This window comes from Pseudomonas sp. 1 (assembly GCF_056626735.1).
This window is the reverse complement of record NZ_JBWXMQ010000005.1, coordinates 263511-281412: the sequence shown is the minus strand read 5'-3', so window position 1 is coordinate 281412 and position 17902 is coordinate 263511. Positions and strand designations below refer to the sequence as shown.

Genomic DNA, 17902 nt, shown 5'->3' with positions numbered 1-17902 from the left:
GGGAGCGTGTACGTCCCTTGGCATTCGGTTCAATGCTGCATGACCGCTCGCCCCTTTGCAGGACAGCTTCTAAGGAGCAGTCATGAGCTATGTGATCGACCGACGTCTCAATGGCAAGAACAAGAGCACGGTGAACCGTCAGCGGTTCCTGCGGCGTTACCGTGACCACATCAAGAAGGCTGTCGAAGAGGCGGTCAGTCGGCGTTCCATTACCGATATGGAGCACGGCGAGCAAATCAGCATTCCCGGTCGCGATATCGACGAACCGGTGCTTCACCATGGTCGCGGCGGCAAGCAGACCGTGGTTCACCCCGGCAACAAGGAATTCACCGCTGGCGAACACATCGCCCGTCCGCCCGGAGGCGGAGGTGGCCGTGGGCCGGGCAAGGCCGGTAACTCTGGCGAAGGCATGGACGAGTTCGTCTTCCAGATCACCCAGGAAGAATTCCTCGAATTCATGTTCGAGGATCTCGAACTGCCGAACCTGGTCAAGCGCAACCTGACCGGTACCGACACCTTCAAGACCGTACGCGCAGGGATCAGTAACGAAGGCAATCCGTCGCGGATCAACATTATTCGCACCCTGCGTTCTGCTCATGCACGGCGAATTGCCCTGTCGGGCAGCAGCCGCGCCAAACTGCGCGAAGTCAAAGAGGAACTGGCGCGACTCAAACGCGAAGAGCCGGATAACTTCGGCGATATTCAGGATCTCGAGGCGGAAATCGAAAAACTCAGCGCGCGCATCCACCGCGTGCCATTCCTCGATACTTTCGACCTCAAGTACAACCTGCTGATCAAACAGCCAAACCCCAGCTCGAAAGCCGTGATGTTCTGCCTGATGGACGTTTCCGGCTCCATGACCCAGGCGACCAAGGACATCGCCAAACGGTTTTTCATTCTGTTGTACCTGTTCCTCAAGCGGAACTACGACAAGATCGACGTGGTGTTCATCCGCCACCACACCAGCGCCCGTGAAGTGGATGAAGAGGAGTTTTTCTACTCCCGCGAAACCGGCGGCACCATCGTCTCCAGTGCCCTGAAACTGATGCAGGAGATCATGGCCGAGCGCTATCCGAGCAACGAGTGGAACATCTACGCCGCCCAGGCTTCCGACGGCGATAACTGGAACGATGACTCGCCGATCTGCCGCGACATCCTGATCAACCAGATCATGCCGTTCGTGCAGTACTACACTTACGTGGAGATCACCCCGCGCGAACATCAGGCCTTGTGGTACGAGTACGAACGCATCGCCGAAGCCTTTTCCGACACTTTTGCCCAGCAACAACTGGTCTCGGCCGGGGATATCTATCCGGTCTTCCGTGAACTCTTCCAGCGCAGGTTAGTGACATGACCGCCAAGACCGCCAAAGAGCAGAAGCGCCAACCCATATCCACCGGCTCGGAATGGACCTTCGAGCTGATCCAGGCGTACGACCGCGAAATCGCCCGCATCGCGGCCGGCTACGCCCTGGATACCTACCCTAACCAGATAGAAGTGATCACCGCCGAACAGATGATGGACGCCTACGCTTCGGTCGGCATGCCGCTGGGCTATCACCATTGGTCCTATGGCAAGCATTTCCTCAGCACCGAGAAATCCTACAGTCGCGGGCAGATGGGGCTGGCGTACGAGATCGTGATCAACTCGGACCCGTGCATCGCTTACCTGATGGAAGAAAACACCATCTGCATGCAGGCACTGGTGGTTGCGCATGCCTGCTACGGCCACAACAGTTTCTTCAAGGGCAACTATCTGTTCCGCACCTGGACCGATGCCAGTTCGATCATCGATTACCTGGTGTTCGCCAAGCAGTACATCATGCAGTGCGAGGAGCGCCACGGGATCGACGCCGTGGAAGATCTGCTCGACTCCTGCCACGCCCTGATGAACTACGGTGTCGACCGCTACAAACGTCCGTATCCGATTTCCGCCGAGGAAGAACGGCGTCGGCAGAAGGATCGCGAAGAGCATCTGCAGAAGCAGATCAACGACCTGTGGCGCACCATTCCCAAAGGCGCAGACAAGTACAGCGACAAGGACAACGCACGCTTCCCGGCCGAACCGCAGGAAAACATTCTGTATTTCATCGAGAAACACGCCCCGCTGCTGGAGCCCTGGCAACGCGAGATCGTGCGGATCGTGCGCAAGATCGCTCAGTATTTCTATCCACAGCGCCAGACCCAGGTGATGAACGAAGGCTGGGCGACGTTCTGGCACTACACGCTGATGAATGACCTGTATGACGAGGGCCTGGTGACGGACGGCTTCATGATGGAGTTCTTGACGTCCCACACCAGCGTGGTGTTCCAGCCTGGGTTCGACAGCCCTTATTACAACGGCATCAACCCGTATGCGCTGGGGTTTGCGATGTATCGCGACATCCGTCGCATGTGCGAAGAGCCCACGGAAGAAGACCGCCGCTGGTTCCCGGAAATCGCCGGCAGCGACTGGCTGTCGACCATCAAGTTCGCCATGAGCAGCTTCAAGGATGAGAGCTTCATCCTGCAGTACCTGTCACCCAAGGTGATCCGCGACCTTAAGCTGTTCAGCATTCTCGATGACGATCAGAAAGACGACTTGCTGGTGCCCGCCATTCATGACGAGGGCGGTTACCGGATCATTCGCGAGACCCTGGCCGCGCAATACAACCTGGGCAACCGCGAACCGAACGTGCAGATCTACAGCATCGACCGCCGCGGCGACCGCTCGCTGACCCTGCGCCACCAGCAGCACGACCGCAAACCGCTGGGTGATTCCACTGAGGAGGTCCTGAAACACCTGCATCGGCTATGGGGCTTCGACATTCATCTGGAAACCCTGCAGGGCGACCAGATCATGAAGACCCATCACGTTCCACCCCGCAGCGAACATAGCGAGGGGGATTACGGTCGCCTCGACCTGGCCGTCATTCATCTTTGATCCCGTTCAGGCCTCCGAAAGTCCGGCGCAAGGGTTATCCTGTCGGGCCAACGGAGGTTTTTTATGCAGATTTACAAGGTCGGCGGTGCGGTTCGTGATCGCCTGCTGGGCAAACCGGTCACGGATATCGATTGGGTGGTGGTCGGCGCGACGACAGAAGAAATGCTTGCCAAGGGGTTTCGCCCGGTCGGCGCGGACTTCCCGGTTTTCCTTCATCCGAAAAGCGGCGAGGAGTACGCCCTCGCCCGCACCGAGCGCAAGAGCGGTCGCGGTTATGGTGGTTTCACCTTTCACGCCAGCCCCGAAGTCACGCTTGAAGAAGACCTGATCCGCCGCGACCTGACGATCAATGCCATGGCCGAAGACGATCAGCAAAACCTGACTGATCCCTATCACGGCCAGCGCGATCTCGAAGAGCGGATTTTGCGCCACGTTTCCCCCGCATTTGCCGAAGATCCGCTCAGGGTTCTGCGCGTTGCGCGCTTTGCCGCCCGTTACGCGGCGCTCGGCTTCAAGGTCGCGCCCGAAACCCTGGAGCTGATGCGTCAGCTCAGCGAATCGGGTGAACTGGAAGCCCTTACGGCCGAACGCAGCTGGAAAGAGATTTCCCGCGCACTGATGGAAGATCAACCCCAAGTGTTCATTCAGGTGTTGCGCGATTGCGGCGCCTTGAAGGTACTGATGCCGGAGGTCGATGCCTTGTTCGGCGTACCGCAGCCGCAAGCCCATCACCCGGAAATCGACAGCGGCATTCACACCCTCAGCGTGCTTGAGCAGTCAGCCTTGCACAAACAGCCGCTGACCGTGCGCTGGGCCTGCCTGCTGCACGATCTCGGCAAAGGTCTGACCCCGCAAGAAGAATGGCCACGGCATATCGCCCATGAGCACAAAGGCCTGAAGTTGATCAAAGCGGTCAACGAGCGCTTCAAGGCACCGAAAGACTGTCAGGAACTGGCCTTGCTGGTCGGCCAATATCACACCCACGGGCATCGTGCCCTGGAGTTGAAGGCTTCGACCTTGCTTGAGTTGCTGCAAAGCTTTGACGTTTACCGTCGACCACAGCGGTTCGAGGAATTCATCAGCGCGTGCGAAATGGATGCCCGAGGCCGCAAAGGGCTTGAACAGCGTAGTTATCCACAAGCGGATTACCTGCGCGGCGCGGCCAATGTGGCGCGCGGCGTGGCAGTGCAGCCGTTGCTGGAGAAGGGATTCAAGGGCCCGGAACTGGGCGAGGCACTCAAACGCGAACGGCTCAAGGCATTGAAGGCTTACAAGGAGTCGGCGTCGTCTTGAAAACATTTGATCCGCCCTGCCGAGGGCGGATCAAAATGTTCAAGACAAGTGTGAAGGCGTGAGTTGAGTACCACGCCACTCAAATCCGACCGGCGCCAGCACCTGATCGATCTGCGCTTCGGCCCACAATGTGGCGAAGCTTTTTCCCACATCCGGATGTACCCGATCCGGCGCAATCAAAGACAGCGGCCACAGCACAAAGGCATTTTTAAGAATTTCCGCACGGGGAAGAATCAGCCCGTCGAAGTTGCCCGTCAAATCGCCGTACAGCAATACGTCAATATCCAGCGGCAAGCCCTTGCGATCCGGCGCATAGCGACCGTTGTCCGCTTCTATGAATTTCAAGCGGCGATCCAGCTCGATCAACGGCAGATCGGTGAACGCCGATACCACGAAGTTGAAGAACGGCCCGCTCTTGATTCCCACCGGCTGGCTTTCGAATACAGGCGAGCAGCGGATATCCACCAGAAACGCGGACAAGGCATCCAGACCGGCCTGCAAATGGGTTTCGCGCTCGATATTGCTACCGAGCCCGAGGTAGACCTGGGTCAGCGGCATCCGCGCTCGATCTCCACTCCCACACCACCCTTGGCGGCCGGCACGGCGCCGGGCTTGGTCAGTTTGAGGCGCACCCAGGTGATCTTGAATTCGTTCATCAGCACTTCGACCAGACGCTCGGCGAAGGTCTCGACCAGTTGATACCGGGACTGCTCGGCAAAGGCCTGGATCCGCGTAGACACACTGGCGTAATCGAGCGCCAGGTTCAGGTCGTCACCGGCAGCGGCCGGGCGATTGTCCCAGGCGCAGCTCAAATCAAGACGCAGGCACTGTCGGATGCCGCGCTCCCAGTCGTAGGCACCGATCACGGTGTCGACTTCCAGGCCCTCGATAAACACTCTGTCCAAGCACTTCTCTCCGCTGCACGACAAGGGCGCAATGCGCCGTTAGAATCAGGGCGTCCTCGCCCGGAATAGTTAGCATGTTTTGGTTACTGGCGATCCTCGCCTACCTGCTCGGCTCTCTGTCCTTCGCCATTTTGCTCAGCCGCCTGACCGGAAATCCGGATCCGCGAATGAGTGGCTCGGGTAATGCCGGCGCCACCAACATGCTGCGCCTGGCCGGACGCAAACTCGCAATCCTGACCCTGCTGGGTGACCTGTGCAAAGGCCTGTTGCCGGTGCTGATTGCCTCGGCTGTGGGCCTTTCGCTGCAGGATCAGGCGTGGATCGGCGTCTGCGCCGTGATCGGTCACCTGTTCCCGTTGTACTTCCGCTTTCGCGGTGGCAAGGGCGTTGCCACGGCAGCCGGCATGCTGCTGGCCCTGTATCCACCCGCCGCGCTGCTGGCCGTATGCACCTGGCTGCTGACGTTCTACCTGACCCGCACCAGCTCGCTGGCGGCGCTGATCGCCACTCCGCTGACCCTGCCGTTGCTGGCCTGGCAGGAACCGGCAGCGCTATTACCGATGAGCACGCTGACTCTGCTGATCGTCTGGCGCCACCGGGGCAATCTACGCGACCTGTTCGCCGGGCGCGAACGGCATTTTTAAATACCGCAAGTGAGCACCGCTCATCACAGCGCCGACAGCTGCTCCATCGGCCAGCGCGCCTGCACACTGATCGCCAGGCTTTCCTGCTGACCGGCCTGCAAACGCTGGCAACCGGCAAACGCGATCATCGCGCCGTTATCGGTGCAAAACTGGGGACGGGCATAGAACACATCGCCCTTCATGTCGCCGAGCATTTTCTCCAGCGAAACACGCAACGCCTTGTTGGCACTGACGCCGCCGGCGATCACCAGGCGCTTCATGCCGGCCTGCTTAAGGGCACGCTTGCACTTGATGGTCAAAGTCTCCACCACGGCCTGCTGGAACGCCAGCGCGATGTCGCAACGGGCTTGCTCGCTGTCGTCCCCGGCGCTGACGCACTGCTGCCAGGTGTTGAGGGCGAAGGTCTTCAGGCCGCTGAAGCTGAAATCCAGACCCGGGCGATCACACATCGGACGCGGAAAGGTGAAACGTCCTGCGACGCCCTTCTCTGCCAGCTTGGCGATTTCCGGTCCGCCCGGATAATTCAGGCCCATCATTTTTGCGGTCTTGTCGAACGCTTCGCCCGCCGCATCGTCCAGCGTCTCGCCAAGCAGGCTGTATTGGCCGATACCATCGACCTGAACCAACTGCGTATGACCACCGGAGACCAACAAAGCGACGAACGGGAACTCCGGCGGCTTTGGCTCAAGCATCGGCGCCAGCAAGTGGCCTTCCATGTGGTGCACGCCGAGCGCCGGAATGCCCCAGGCAAAAGCCAGCGCCTGGGCGCAGGAAGCCCCCACCAGCAACGCCCCGACCAGGCCGGGACCCGCGGTGTAGGCGATGGCGTCGATCTCGGTCGGTACGCAATCGGACTCGGCCAGCACCTGACGAATCAGGGGCAGCATGCGCTTGACGTGATCGCGCGAAGCCAGCTCCGGCACGACGCCGCCATAGACGCGATGCAGGTCGATCTGACTGAACAGCGCGTCGGCCAGCAGGCCGCGCTCGCTGTCGTACAAAGCGACGCCGGTTTCGTCGCAGGAAGTTTCTAATCCCAGTACTAGCATGGGTTTGCGCCTTGTTTAGGCTGAATTCGAAGGCGCGCATAATAGTCGCCGCGTGATGCCCCGACCAGCGGTTTTCGATCAGAGGCTTTGCATTCCGAGCGATGAGGGGTTAACATCCGCAACCCTTAAAAACCGACGTCTTCAAGTGCTCTTTTGCCGCGAGGATGTTGACCCCGGTAATGAATGAAGGTAGCTCTGGATGCCAGCCGTCAAAGTTAAAGAGAACGAACCCTTCGACGTAGCTCTGCGTCGTTTCAAGCGCTCCTGCGAAAAAGCCGGTGTACTGGCTGAAGTTCGTAGCCGCGAATTTTACGAGAAGCCAACTTCTGAGCGTAAGCGCAAGGCAGCTGCTGCTGTTAAGCGTCACGCCAAGAAAGTTCAGCGCGAACAGCGCCGCGCCGTTCGTCTGTACTAATACACAGACGATCGTAGCAAGCTTCTGCCAAGCCCGGCCCTCAGCCGGGCTAATGGCATTTGCGTAAAACGCTTGATGCTTCACCGTCGAAGCCGCAGATGCGACCGAGACAAACCCGCTTCACCGCGTCAGGCCTGGCTCTTTTGCCAGCGGTGCACGTCTTTTCTGACGAGCCTTTCAAGGCTACTGACGAGCACACCCACTGATTCCTCTTACGACGATCAGCCCAAGGCACCTGCTGCGTGCCCGCTTCATGAGCTATCCGAGGCCGATTACAGGCCGTCAGCGGATTCAGCGCAACATTTTCGAATAGTCGAAGACTGATGAGTACTAACGTCAGTGAATTTTCGGCAGATACACTTCCCGACAGCGATTACGCAAACGACACCGGTCGAGCCGCCCCATGTGCGCGCATCACTCAATGACCCGCGTCCGGCGCCCTTTCGCATCGGACCCTTTACAGCGCAGACGAGAACGCCATGGCCGGGCTGATTCCCCAGAGCTTCATTGACGACCTTCTGAACCGCACCGACATCGTCGATGTGGTCAGCTCGCGCGTGCAATTGAAGAAGGCCGGCAAGAACTACACCGCCTGCTGCCCGTTCCATAAAGAGAAAACCCCGTCGTTCAGCGTCAGCCCCGACAAGCAGTTCTATTACTGCTTTGGCTGCGGCGCCGGCGGCAACGCCCTCGGCTTTCTCATGGATCACGACAACCTGGACTTCCCCCAGGCCGTCGAGGATCTGGCCAAAGCCGCCGGCATGGAAGTCCCGCGTGAAGAAGGCGGCCGCTCGAACAAACCGCGCCAACCGACCGACTCTCCGCTGTACCCGCTACTCACCGCCGCGGCCGACTTTTACCGGCAGGCTCTAAAGAGCCATCCGGCACGCAAGGCGGCGGTGGATTACCTCAAGGGACGCGGCCTGACCGGCGAGATCGCCCGAGACTTCGGCCTCGGATTTGCACCGCCGGGCTGGGACAACCTGCTCAAACACTTGAGCAGCGACACCTTGCAGCAGAAGGCCATGATCGAAGCCGGCCTGCTGATCGAGAATGCCGAAACCGGCAAACGCTATGACCGCTTCCGCGATCGCGTGATGTTCCCGATACGCGACACCCGCGGGCGGATCATCGCTTTCGGCGGCCGGGTGCTCGGCGACGACAAACCCAAATACCTGAACTCGCCGGAAACTCCGGTTTTCCATAAAGGCCAGGAACTCTACGGCCTTTACGAAGCCCGAAAAAACAATCGCAACCTTGACGAAATCATCGTCGTCGAGGGCTATATGGACGTCATCGCCCTCGCCCAGCAAGGCCTGCGCAATGCTGTGGCGACACTGGGCACCGCGACCAGCGAAGAACACCTCAAACGCCTGTTTCGCGTCGTGCCGAACGTGCTGTTTTGCTTTGACGGCGACCAGGCCGGCCGCAACGCCGCCTGGCGTGCGCTGGAAGCAACACTGTCCAGCCTGCAGGACGGGCGTCGTGCACGCTTTCTGTTTCTGCCTGAAGGCGAAGACCCGGATACGTTGATTCGTGCCGAGGGCACTGATGCCTTCCGCGCCCGGATCAATCAGCATGCTCAGCCGCTGGCGGACTACTTTTTCCAACAACTGACCGAAGAAGCCGACCCGCGCTCGCTGGAGGGCAAGGCCCACATGGCCACGCTCGCAGCACCGTTGATCGACAAGATCCCCGGCGCCAACCTGCGCATCCTGATGCGCCAGCGCCTGACCGAGATCACCGGCCTGAGCAGCGAAAGCGTCAGCCAGTTGGCCCAGAGCGCTCCGCAGGAAGCGCCGCCGGCCTACGACCCCGGCATCGATTACGACGCCATGCCGGACTACAGCGACTACCATCAGCCGCAGGCACAGGACATGTATGTGCCGCAGCAGGAATGGACGCCGAAGAAACCCGGCGCCGGCGGCAAGAAATGGGACAAGAAGCCATGGGACAAAAATGGCAAGCGTGGCGGTGATCGTGATCAACCACGTGCCCCACGCGTGCCGGCCGCCGTCGAACCACCGACACTGGCCGCCCTGAGAACCTTGCTGCATCACCCGCAACTGGCGGAAAAAGTCGAGAATGCCGGGCACTTCGCGGACGAGAACCAGACCAACGCACAACTGTTGGTGGCACTGCTCGAAGCCGTACAGAAGAATCCCAAGCTAAACTCATTTCAGTTGATCGCGCGATGGCACGGAACCGAACAGGGCCGCCTGCTCAAGGCGCTGGCGGAAAAGGAATGGTTGATTGACGGAGACAACCTTGAACAACAGTTTTTCGACACCATTACTAGCTTGTCAGCCCGCCAACGCGAGCGGAATCTGGAACAACTGCTCAGGAAAGCGCGTCAAAGCGAACTGAGCACTGATGAGAAAAATCAACTGCGCGACCTTTTAAGTCGCAATGTTTCCGCATCAAACCCGACCTCAACTGGCGCGTGAGGTCATAGCTCAGGTATAATCCTCGGCTTGTTTTTTGCCCGCCAAGACCTTCAGTGGATAGGGTGTTATGTCCGGAAAAGCGCAACAGCAGTCTCGTATTATTGAGTTGATCAAACTGGGTCGTGAGCAGAAGTATCTGACTTACGCCGAGGTCAACGACCACCTGCCCGAGGATATTTCAGATCCGGAGCAGGTGGAAGACATCATCCGCATGATTAACGACATGGGGATCCCCGTACACGAGAGTGCTCCGGATGCGGACGCCCTTATGCTGGCCGACGCCGATACCGACGAGGCCGCTGCGGAAGAAGCAGCCGCTGCGTTGGCGGCGGTGGAGACCGATATCGGTCGCACCACAGACCCGGTGCGCATGTACATGCGTGAAATGGGTACGGTCGAGCTTCTGACTCGTGAAGGCGAAATCGAAATCGCCAAGCGTATCGAAGAAGGCATCCGCGAAGTGATGAGCGCCATCGCGCACTTCCCTGGCACGGTTGACCATATTCTCTCCGAGTACACTCGCGTTACCACCGAAGGTGGTCGCCTGTCCGACGTTCTGAGCGGCTACATCGACCCGGACGACGGCATTACGCCGCCTGCCGCCGAAGTACCGCCGCCGATCGACGCGAAAGCGGCGAAAGCGGAAGAGTCCGACGACGATGACGATTCCGAAGCTTCCGATGACGAAGAAGAAGCCGAAAGCGGTCCGGATCCGGTCATTGCTGCCCAGCGTTTCGGCGCCGTGGCCGACCAGATGGAAATCACCCGCAAGGCCCTGAAAAAGCACGGTCGTCACAACAAGGCGGCGATTGCTGAACTGTTGGCCCTGGCCGATCTGTTCATGCCGATCAAACTGGTGCCGAAGCAATTCGAAGCCCTGGTCGAGCGTGTTCGCAGTGCCCTGGATCGTCTGCGTCAGCAAGAGCGCGCGATCATGCAGCTGTGCGTACGTGATGCACGTATGCCGCGTGCCGACTTCCTGCGCCAGTTCCCGGGCAACGAAGTCGACGAAAGCTGGTCCGACGCCCTGGCCAAAGGCAAGAGCAAGTACGCCGAAGCCATCGCTCGCGTGCAACCGGACATCATCCGTTGCCAGCAGAAGCTGACCGCGCTGGAAACCGAGACCGGCCTGACCATCGCCGAGATCAAGGACATCAACCGCCGCATGTCGATCGGTGAGGCGAAAGCCCGCCGCGCGAAGAAAGAGATGGTTGAAGCGAACTTGCGTCTGGTGATCTCGATTGCCAAGAAGTACACCAACCGTGGCCTGCAATTCCTCGATCTGATCCAGGAAGGCAACATCGGTCTGATGAAAGCGGTGGACAAGTTCGAATACCGTCGTGGTTACAAGTTCTCGACTTATGCCACCTGGTGGATCCGTCAGGCGATCACTCGCTCGATCGCCGACCAGGCCCGCACCATCCGTATTCCGGTGCACATGATCGAGACGATCAACAAGCTCAACCGCATTTCCCGTCAGATGCTGCAGGAAATGGGTCGCGAACCGACCCCGGAAGAGCTGGGTGAACGCATGGAAATGCCTGAGGACAAGATCCGCAAGGTATTGAAGATCGCCAAAGAGCCGATCTCCATGGAAACCCCGATCGGTGATGACGAAGACTCCCATCTGGGTGACTTCATCGAAGACTCGACCATGCAGTCGCCAATCGATGTCGCCACTGTTGAGAGCCTGAAAGAAGCGACCCGCGAAGTGCTGTCCGGCCTTACTGCCCGTGAAGCCAAGGTACTGCGCATGCGTTTCGGTATCGACATGAACACCGACCATACGCTCGAAGAAGTCGGCAAACAGTTTGACGTGACCCGTGAGCGGATCCGTCAGATCGAAGCCAAGGCGCTGCGCAAGCTGCGCCACCCGACGCGAAGCGAGCATCTGCGCTCCTTCCTCGACGAGTGACACCATAACCCCCGGCCCAGGCCGGGGGTTTTGTTTATATGGCAGATTAAATACCCAGCTCCGCCCTCCCCCCGCGCACAGCCCGTCTACACTCGAAACATTCCCCCGAGCCATAACGAGACCGTTATGCCCAGACTGGCGTCCGTGCTTTTTTTGCTGTCACTGATGATCTGGACCGCAACGGCTGACGCGCTGACTCTGACCGATGAAGAACGTAGCTGGCTGGCGGCTCACCCGGACTTGCGACTGGGTGTCGATGCGTCGTGGCCGCCCTTCGAGTTTCGCGACGACCAGAACCGCTATCAGGGCCTGGCGGCGGACTATATCGATGTGATTCGCCAACGCCTGGCGGTCAAACTCACCCCCATCGAGCCGGTGAGCTGGACAGTCGTGCTCGAACAGGCAAAAAACGGCACGATCGACCTGCTGCCGGGCATCATGTCCACCCCGGAGCGCCAGAGCTACCTGTCTTTCACTCGCCCCTATCTCGACTTTCCGATCGTCATCCTCGCCCATGTCGGCGGCCCGCAACCGCGCAAGCTCGAGGAGCTTTACGGTCTGAAAATCGCCGTGGTCGAGAACTACGCGCCCCATGAGCTGCTGCGCACACATCATCCCGACCTGAATCTGGTGGCGATGCCCAACGTCAGCTCCGCGTTGCAGGCCTTGGCCACCGATGAAGTGGACGCGGTGGTCGGCGATCTGGCCTCCAGCGTCTGGAGCCTGCGTCAGCTCAAACTGGATGGTTTGTATGTCAGCGGCGAAACCCCTTACCGCTATCAACTGGCGATGGGCGTCCCGCGTGACAACAAGGTGCTGGTGGGGATTCTGGACAAGGTGCTGGCCGACATGTCCCCGGAGGAAATCAGCAGCATTCAGGAACATTGGGTCGGCAACGTCCTCGATCACCGGACATTCTGGTCGGATCTGCTGGTTTACGGTTTACCGGGGCTATTGCTTCTGGTCATCGTCCTGGCGATGGTGATCCGCATCAACCGTCGCCTGAGCTCGGAGATCGCCCGACGTATCGATCTCGAACAGGAACTGCGCAGCAGCGAATACCACTATCGCGGACTGGTTGAGAGTCTTTCGGCCATCGCCTGGGAAGCGCGGATCAGTGACTTCACCTACAGCTATGTTTCACCCCACGCCGAGGATCTGCTCGGCTATCCGCTGTCCCATTGGCTGATTCCAGGCTTCTGGCGCAACATCATTCACCCCGCCGATCTGACTCGCGCCCAGAGCTTCTGTGATCACGAAGTGCTGGCCGGGCGCGATCACAGTCTCGATTACCGGGTGATCACCGCTGACGGCCGTTGTTTGTGGGTGCGTGACATTGTCAGCCTGATCGAACATGGCCACGAACCGGTGATGCGCGGCCTGATGATCGACATCAGCGAAACCAAGCGCACCGAAGAGGCGTTGCGCCTGTCGGAACAGAAATTCGCTTCGGTATTCCAGCAATGCCCGGACATTCTGGTCATCGCCCGGCTATCCGACGGCTGCCTGCTGGAGGTCAACGAAGCCTTCGAAGAACAGATCGGGCTGAAGGCCGAAGAGGTGATTGGCCAGACCGCTACCGAACTCAACATCTGGGGCATTCCCGGAGTCGGCCCGGGCCTGCTTCAGCGGCTGCAGGCCGGCAGCATTCGCAATCTGGAGATGCCCTTTCGCCGCAACAATGGCCAGGTGTTCACCGGGCTGATTTCCGCCGAACCCTTCGAGCTCGACACCACTCCCGCGCTGGTTGTGGTGGTCCGCGACATTACCCAGCTCAAGGAAACCCAACAGCAACTGCAAACTTCCGAAGAGAAGTTCGCCAAGGCCTTCCACGCCTCGCCAGACGGTCTGCTGCTGTCGCGCCAGAGCGATGGTCTGCTGCTGGAAGTCAACGAAGGTTTCAGTCGTATCACCGGTTTCAACAGCGCCATGTCGGTGGACCGCTCGACGCTGGACCTGGGAATCTGGGTCAACCTTAACGAACGCAAGCAAATGCTCGACCTGCTACACCGCGACGGGTTCGTTCGCGACTTCAGCTGCCATATCCGCCGCAGCGACGGGCAGATCCGCCTCTGCGAGGTATCCAGCCGTCCGCTGCCGATCGGCGACGAAGATTGCATGCTGACCATCGCCCGGGACATTACCGAACGCCACCTGATGCAGGAAAAACTGCAACAGGCCGCGACCGTGTTCGAAAGCACTGCCGAGGGCGTGCTGATCACCGACACCCAGCAACACATCAGCGCGGTGAACCGGGCCTTCACCGAAATCACCGGCTACAGCGAAAGCGAAGCGCTCGGTCACACTCCGCGCCTGCTTGCATCTGGCCTGCACGACAGCGCGTTCTACGCGGCGATGTGGCATCAATTGACTGCCGAAGGTCATTGGCAGGGCGAAATCTCCAACCGGCGCAAAAACGGCGAGCTGTACCCGAGCTGGCTGACCATCAGCGCCGTGCGTAACCGCGACAAATTCATCACCCACTTCGTTGCTGTGTTCGCCGATATCTCCAGCCTCAAGCACGCCCAGGCCAAACTCGACTATCAGGCGCATCACGACCCGCTGACCGGCCTGCCGAACCGCACGCTGTTCGAAAGTCGCCTGTTGATGGCTCTCAACAGCCAGCAGGAAAACGGCGGTCAAGGTGCGGTGCTGTTTCTCGACCTCGACCGCTTCAAGCACATCAACGACAGTCTCGGTCACCCGGTCGGCGATCTGCTGCTCAAGGGGATCGCCGTGCGCCTGAAGGAGCAGCTGCGCGATATCGACACCGTCGCGCGCCTGGGGGGCGATGAATTCATCATTCTGTTGCCCGGCCTGCAACAGCCCGGCGATGCCGACAACATCGCCACCAAACTGCTGAACTGCTTTGGCGCACCCTTCCAGGCCGGCGAGCATGAGTTCTTCATCAGCGCCAGCATCGGCACCAGCCTCTATCCGCGCGACGGCTGCGATGTTGCGACCCTGATCAAGAACGCGGACGCGGCGATGTATCGCTCCAAGGCCAAGGGCCGCAACCGGGTCGAAAGCTACACCCGCGATCTCACCGCCCAAGCCAGCGAGCGTGTGGCGCTGGAGCACGAACTTCGCCGAGCCATCGAGCGCGAGGAGTTGTACCTCTATTACCAACCGAAAATCAGCCTCGACGATCACAGTCTGGTCGGCGCCGAAGCCCTGATCCGCTGGCGCCACCCGAACTTCGGCGAAGTGCCGCCAGAGCACTTCATCCCGCTGGCGGAAGAGAACGGGATGATCCTGCAAATCGGCGACTGGGTGCTGGAAACCGCCTGCCGGCAGATGTTCGAGTGGGGCCAGATCTACGAATCTCTCGGCCCGCTGTCGGTGAACCTCGCCGGCGCGCAACTGCGACAGCCAAACCTGCTGGGACGCATCGAGCAACTGCTCAAGGACAACCGCCTGCGGCCGGAATTACTGCAACTGGAAATTACCGAAAACTTCATCATGAGCCAGGCCGAAGAAGCGCTGGCGGTGCTGCACCAGCTCAAACACCTGGGCGTGCAACTGGCCATCGACGACTTCGGCACCGGTTATTCTTCACTGAGTTATCTCAAACGCCTGCCACTGGACATCCTCAAGATCGACCAGTCTTTCGTCCGCGGCCTGCCTGACGACCCGCACGACGCGGCAATCGTGCGCGCAATCATCGCCCTGGGCCGCAGCATGCAATTCACCGTGATCGCCGAAGGCGTGGAAACCCAGGCCCAGCAACAATTCCTCACCGCTGAAGGCTGCGAACAGATCCAGGGCTACATCGTCAGCCTGCCGCTGCCACCTGAAGAGTTCGCCGCGACGTTTCTTCGTATAGCCGTATCAGATTTTTCGGATAGCACAGCCGAGAAACCGTCGCTATAATCCGCGGCCTACTGAGGGCCTATAGCTCAGTTGGTTAGAGCAGAGGACTCATAATCCTTTGGTCCACGGTTCAAGTCCGTGTGGGCCCACCAAACATGAAAAAGCCGCGCTTATGTGCGGCTTTTTCGTACCTGCGTGGAGAAGTCTCTTGCCCGACATCCGCCCACCCGTGCTCGATGAAATCGACCGCCAGCTGATCGCCGCCCTGCAAATCAATGCCCGTGAGAGCGTGGCGATGCTGGCCCGGCAATTGGGGATCGCCCGTACCACCGTGACTTCGCGACTGGCGAGGCTGGAAAAGGCCAAGGTCATCACAGGTTATGGCGTGCGCCTGGGCCAACGCGTGGTGGATGGCGGTTTGCAGGCCTACGTCGGGATCAAGGTGCAGCCACGCTCCGGCAAAGAGGTACTGCGCCGCTTGAGCGCAATGGCTCAGGTACAGCAATTGTGCGCAGTGAGTGGCGAATTCGATTACGTGGCGTGGCTGCGTACTGATTCACCGGAACAGCTCGATCAGCTTCTGGATCAGATCGGCAGTGTAGACGGGGTAGAGAAGACCACGACGTCGATCATCCTCAGCAGCAAGATTGATCGCGGACATCCAGTCTGATCACTGCCTTCGTCATATTGCAGCATCAATGCTCAAAACGACGACACATTGCGTCTTATTAACGTGTTCTACGCTCCCTAGAATGGCTGGCATCTTTTCCTATACTCAGACGCGCATCCAGCGTCGGGTCGCCAGCAAGGTCAGCCATGAACAAGAACAATCGCCATCCTGCAGACGGTAAGAAACCAGTCACCATTTTTGGCCCGGACTTCCCTTTCGCCTTCGACGACTGGATTGAACACCCGGCCGGCCTCGGCAGCATTCCCGAGCACAATCACGGTGCCGAAGTGGCAATCGTCGGGGCCGGTATCGCCGGTCTGGTGGCGGCTTATGAGCTGATGAAACTCGGCTTGAAACCCGTCGTGTATGAGGCCTCGAAGCTCGGCGGCCGTCTGCGTTCGCAAGCGTTCAATGGCACTGACGGCATCGTCGCCGAACTTGGCGGCATGCGTTTTCCGGTGTCATCCACCGCGTTCTATCACTACGTCGACAAACTCGGTCTGGAAACCAAGCCCTTCCCCAACCCGCTGACGGCGGCGTCCGGCAGTACCGTGATCGACCTGGAAGGCAAAACCCACTACGCACAGAGCCTGAAGGATCTTCCTGCACTGTTCCAGGAAGTGGCTGATGCCTGGGCTGACGCTCTGGAGGCCGGCTCGCAGTTTTCGGATATCCAGCAAGCGATTCGTGACCGTGACGTGCCACGCCTGAAAGAATTGTGGAACACCCTGGTGCCGCTATGGGACGACCGCACGTTCTACGACTTCGTCGCCACCTCCAAAGCTTTCGCCAAATTGTCGTTCCATCACCGCGAAGTGTTCGGCCAGGTCGGTTTCGGCACCGGCGGCTGGGATTCGGACTTCCCCAACTCGATGCTGGAAATTTTCCGCGTGGTGATGACCAACTGCGACGATCACCAACATCTGGTGGTCGGCGGTGTGGAACAAGTGCCACAGGGCATCTGGCGTCATGCGCCGGAGCGCTGCGTCCACTGGCCACAGGGCACCAGCCTGAAATCGCTGCACCACGGCGCACCTCGCTCCGGGGTAAAGAAAATTGCTCACGCACCCGACGGGCGTTTCGCAGTCACCGACAACAACGGCGACACCCGCGAATATGCGGCCGTACTGACCACCTGCCAGAGCTGGCTGCTGACCACCCAGATCGAATGCGACGAAACCCTGTTCTCGCAAAAGATGTGGATGGCACTGGACCGCACGCGCTACATGCAATCATCGAAAACGTTCGTGATGGTCGACCGCCCGTTCTGGAAGGACAAGGACCCGGAAACCGGTCGCGATCTGATGAGCATGACCCTCACCGATCGCCTGACCCGTGGTACTTACCTGTTCGACAACGGCGACGATAAACCGGGCGTGATCTGCCTGTCGTACTCGTGGATGAGCGATGCGCTGAAGATGCTCCCGCACCCGGTGGAAAAACGCGTGAAGCTGGCGCTGGATGCGTTGAAGAAGATCTACCCGAAAGTCGACATCGCCGCGCGAATCATCGGCGATCCGATCACCGTATCGTGGGAAGCCGACCCGCACTTCCTCGGCGCGTTCAAGGGCGCCCTGCCCGGCCACTATCGCTATAACCAGCGCATGTACGCACACTTCATGCAGGACGACATGCCGCCGGAGCAGCGCGGGATTTTCATCGCCGGCGACGACGTGTCGTGGACGCCAGCGTGGGTCGAGGGCGCGGTGCAGACTTCGCTCAACGCGGTATGGGGAATCATGAAGCACTTCGGCGGGTCCACACATAAAGAGAACCCCGGCCCGGGAGATGTGTTCAACGACATCGGCCCGATCGCCCTGCCCGAGTAA

General features: G+C 59.6%; 13 protein-coding genes and 1 tRNA gene. 11 read left to right on the top strand and 3 right to left on the bottom strand.

Annotated elements, in window-relative coordinates; all coding sequences use genetic code 11:
- Positions 1-82 precede the first annotated feature (82 nt).
- The 3 genes from AC1MDC_RS10255 to AC1MDC_RS10245 all read left to right on the top strand — a co-directional run bounded on the left by AC1MDC_RS10255 (position 83) and on the right by AC1MDC_RS10245 (position 4215).
- The gene (locus AC1MDC_RS10255; RefSeq protein ID WP_007959907.1) at positions 83-1354 is read left to right on the top strand and encodes a YeaH/YhbH family protein; all 1272 of its coding nucleotides are present in this window, start codon (positions 83-85) and stop codon (positions 1352-1354) included.
- Positions 1351-2922 (top strand): SpoVR family protein, encoded by a 1572-nt coding sequence (locus AC1MDC_RS10250; protein WP_085688468.1) that lies wholly within the window; start codon positions 1351-1353, stop codon positions 2920-2922. Before AC1MDC_RS10255 ends, AC1MDC_RS10250 begins: the two co-directional genes overlap by 4 nt.
- Positions 2923-2985: 63 nt before the next feature.
- Positions 2986-4215, top strand: a complete 1230-nt coding sequence (locus AC1MDC_RS10245; RefSeq protein WP_085697717.1) for a multifunctional CCA addition/repair protein — start codon at positions 2986-2988, stop codon at positions 4213-4215.
- A gap of 39 nt (positions 4216-4254) precedes the next feature.
- On the opposite strand, the gene folK is transcribed toward AC1MDC_RS10245, so the two are convergent.
- Together folK and folB are read right to left on the bottom strand one after the other, a co-directional pair.
- The gene (gene folK, locus AC1MDC_RS10240; RefSeq protein ID WP_480392948.1) at positions 4255-4773 is read right to left on the bottom strand and encodes a 2-amino-4-hydroxy-6-hydroxymethyldihydropteridine diphosphokinase; all 519 of its coding nucleotides are present in this window, start codon (positions 4771-4773) and stop codon (positions 4255-4257) included.
- The gene (folB, locus tag AC1MDC_RS10235) at positions 4764-5120 is read right to left on the bottom strand and encodes a dihydroneopterin aldolase (RefSeq protein WP_480392947.1); all 357 of its coding nucleotides are present in this window, start codon (positions 5118-5120) and stop codon (positions 4764-4766) included. The genes folK and folB overlap by 10 nt, the downstream gene beginning before the upstream one ends.
- 74 nt (positions 5121-5194) lie before the next feature.
- Here folB and plsY point away from each other — a divergent pair, with 74 nt between their 5' ends.
- Positions 5195-5764 (top strand): glycerol-3-phosphate 1-O-acyltransferase PlsY, encoded by a 570-nt coding sequence (gene plsY, locus AC1MDC_RS10230; protein ID WP_085697720.1) that lies wholly within the window; start codon positions 5195-5197, stop codon positions 5762-5764.
- 23 nt (positions 5765-5787) lie between these two features.
- Here plsY and tsaD read toward each other — a convergent pair whose 3' ends face one another.
- Positions 5788-6813, bottom strand: coding sequence for a tRNA (adenosine(37)-N6)-threonylcarbamoyltransferase complex transferase subunit TsaD (tsaD, locus tag AC1MDC_RS10225; RefSeq protein WP_085697721.1), 1026 nt, complete (start codon positions 6811-6813; stop codon positions 5788-5790).
- A 199-nt stretch (positions 6814-7012) separates the two neighbouring features.
- On the opposite strand from tsaD, the gene rpsU reads away from it, so the two are divergent.
- From rpsU to AC1MDC_RS10190, 7 genes are all read left to right on the top strand, one after another.
- Positions 7013-7228: a 30S ribosomal protein S21 gene (gene rpsU / locus AC1MDC_RS10220; protein ID WP_002551877.1), complete on the top strand. Its 216-nt coding sequence runs from the start codon at positions 7013-7015 to the stop codon at positions 7226-7228.
- 479 nt (positions 7229-7707) lie between these two features.
- Positions 7708-9675 (top strand): DNA primase, encoded by a 1968-nt coding sequence (gene dnaG / locus AC1MDC_RS10215; RefSeq protein ID WP_085702834.1) that lies wholly within the window; start codon positions 7708-7710, stop codon positions 9673-9675.
- 67 nt (positions 9676-9742) lie between these two features.
- Entirely contained in the window at positions 9743-11590 is a 1848-nt protein-coding gene (gene rpoD, locus AC1MDC_RS10210; protein WP_480392946.1) for an RNA polymerase sigma factor RpoD, read from the top strand.
- A gap of 126 nt (positions 11591-11716) precedes the next feature.
- The gene (locus AC1MDC_RS10205; protein ID WP_085697724.1) at positions 11717-15463 is read left to right on the top strand and encodes a bifunctional diguanylate cyclase/phosphodiesterase; all 3747 of its coding nucleotides are present in this window, start codon (positions 11717-11719) and stop codon (positions 15461-15463) included.
- A gap of 15 nt (positions 15464-15478) precedes the next feature.
- A tRNA-Ile gene (locus AC1MDC_RS10200) sits at positions 15479-15555 on the top strand.
- 56 nt (positions 15556-15611) lie between these two features.
- Positions 15612-16073, top strand: a complete 462-nt coding sequence (locus tag AC1MDC_RS10195) for an Lrp/AsnC family transcriptional regulator (protein WP_007959884.1) — start codon at positions 15612-15614, stop codon at positions 16071-16073.
- A 146-nt stretch (positions 16074-16219) separates the two neighbouring features.
- The gene (locus tag AC1MDC_RS10190; protein ID WP_085702836.1) at positions 16220-17902 is read left to right on the top strand and encodes a flavin monoamine oxidase family protein; all 1683 of its coding nucleotides are present in this window, start codon (positions 16220-16222) and stop codon (positions 17900-17902) included.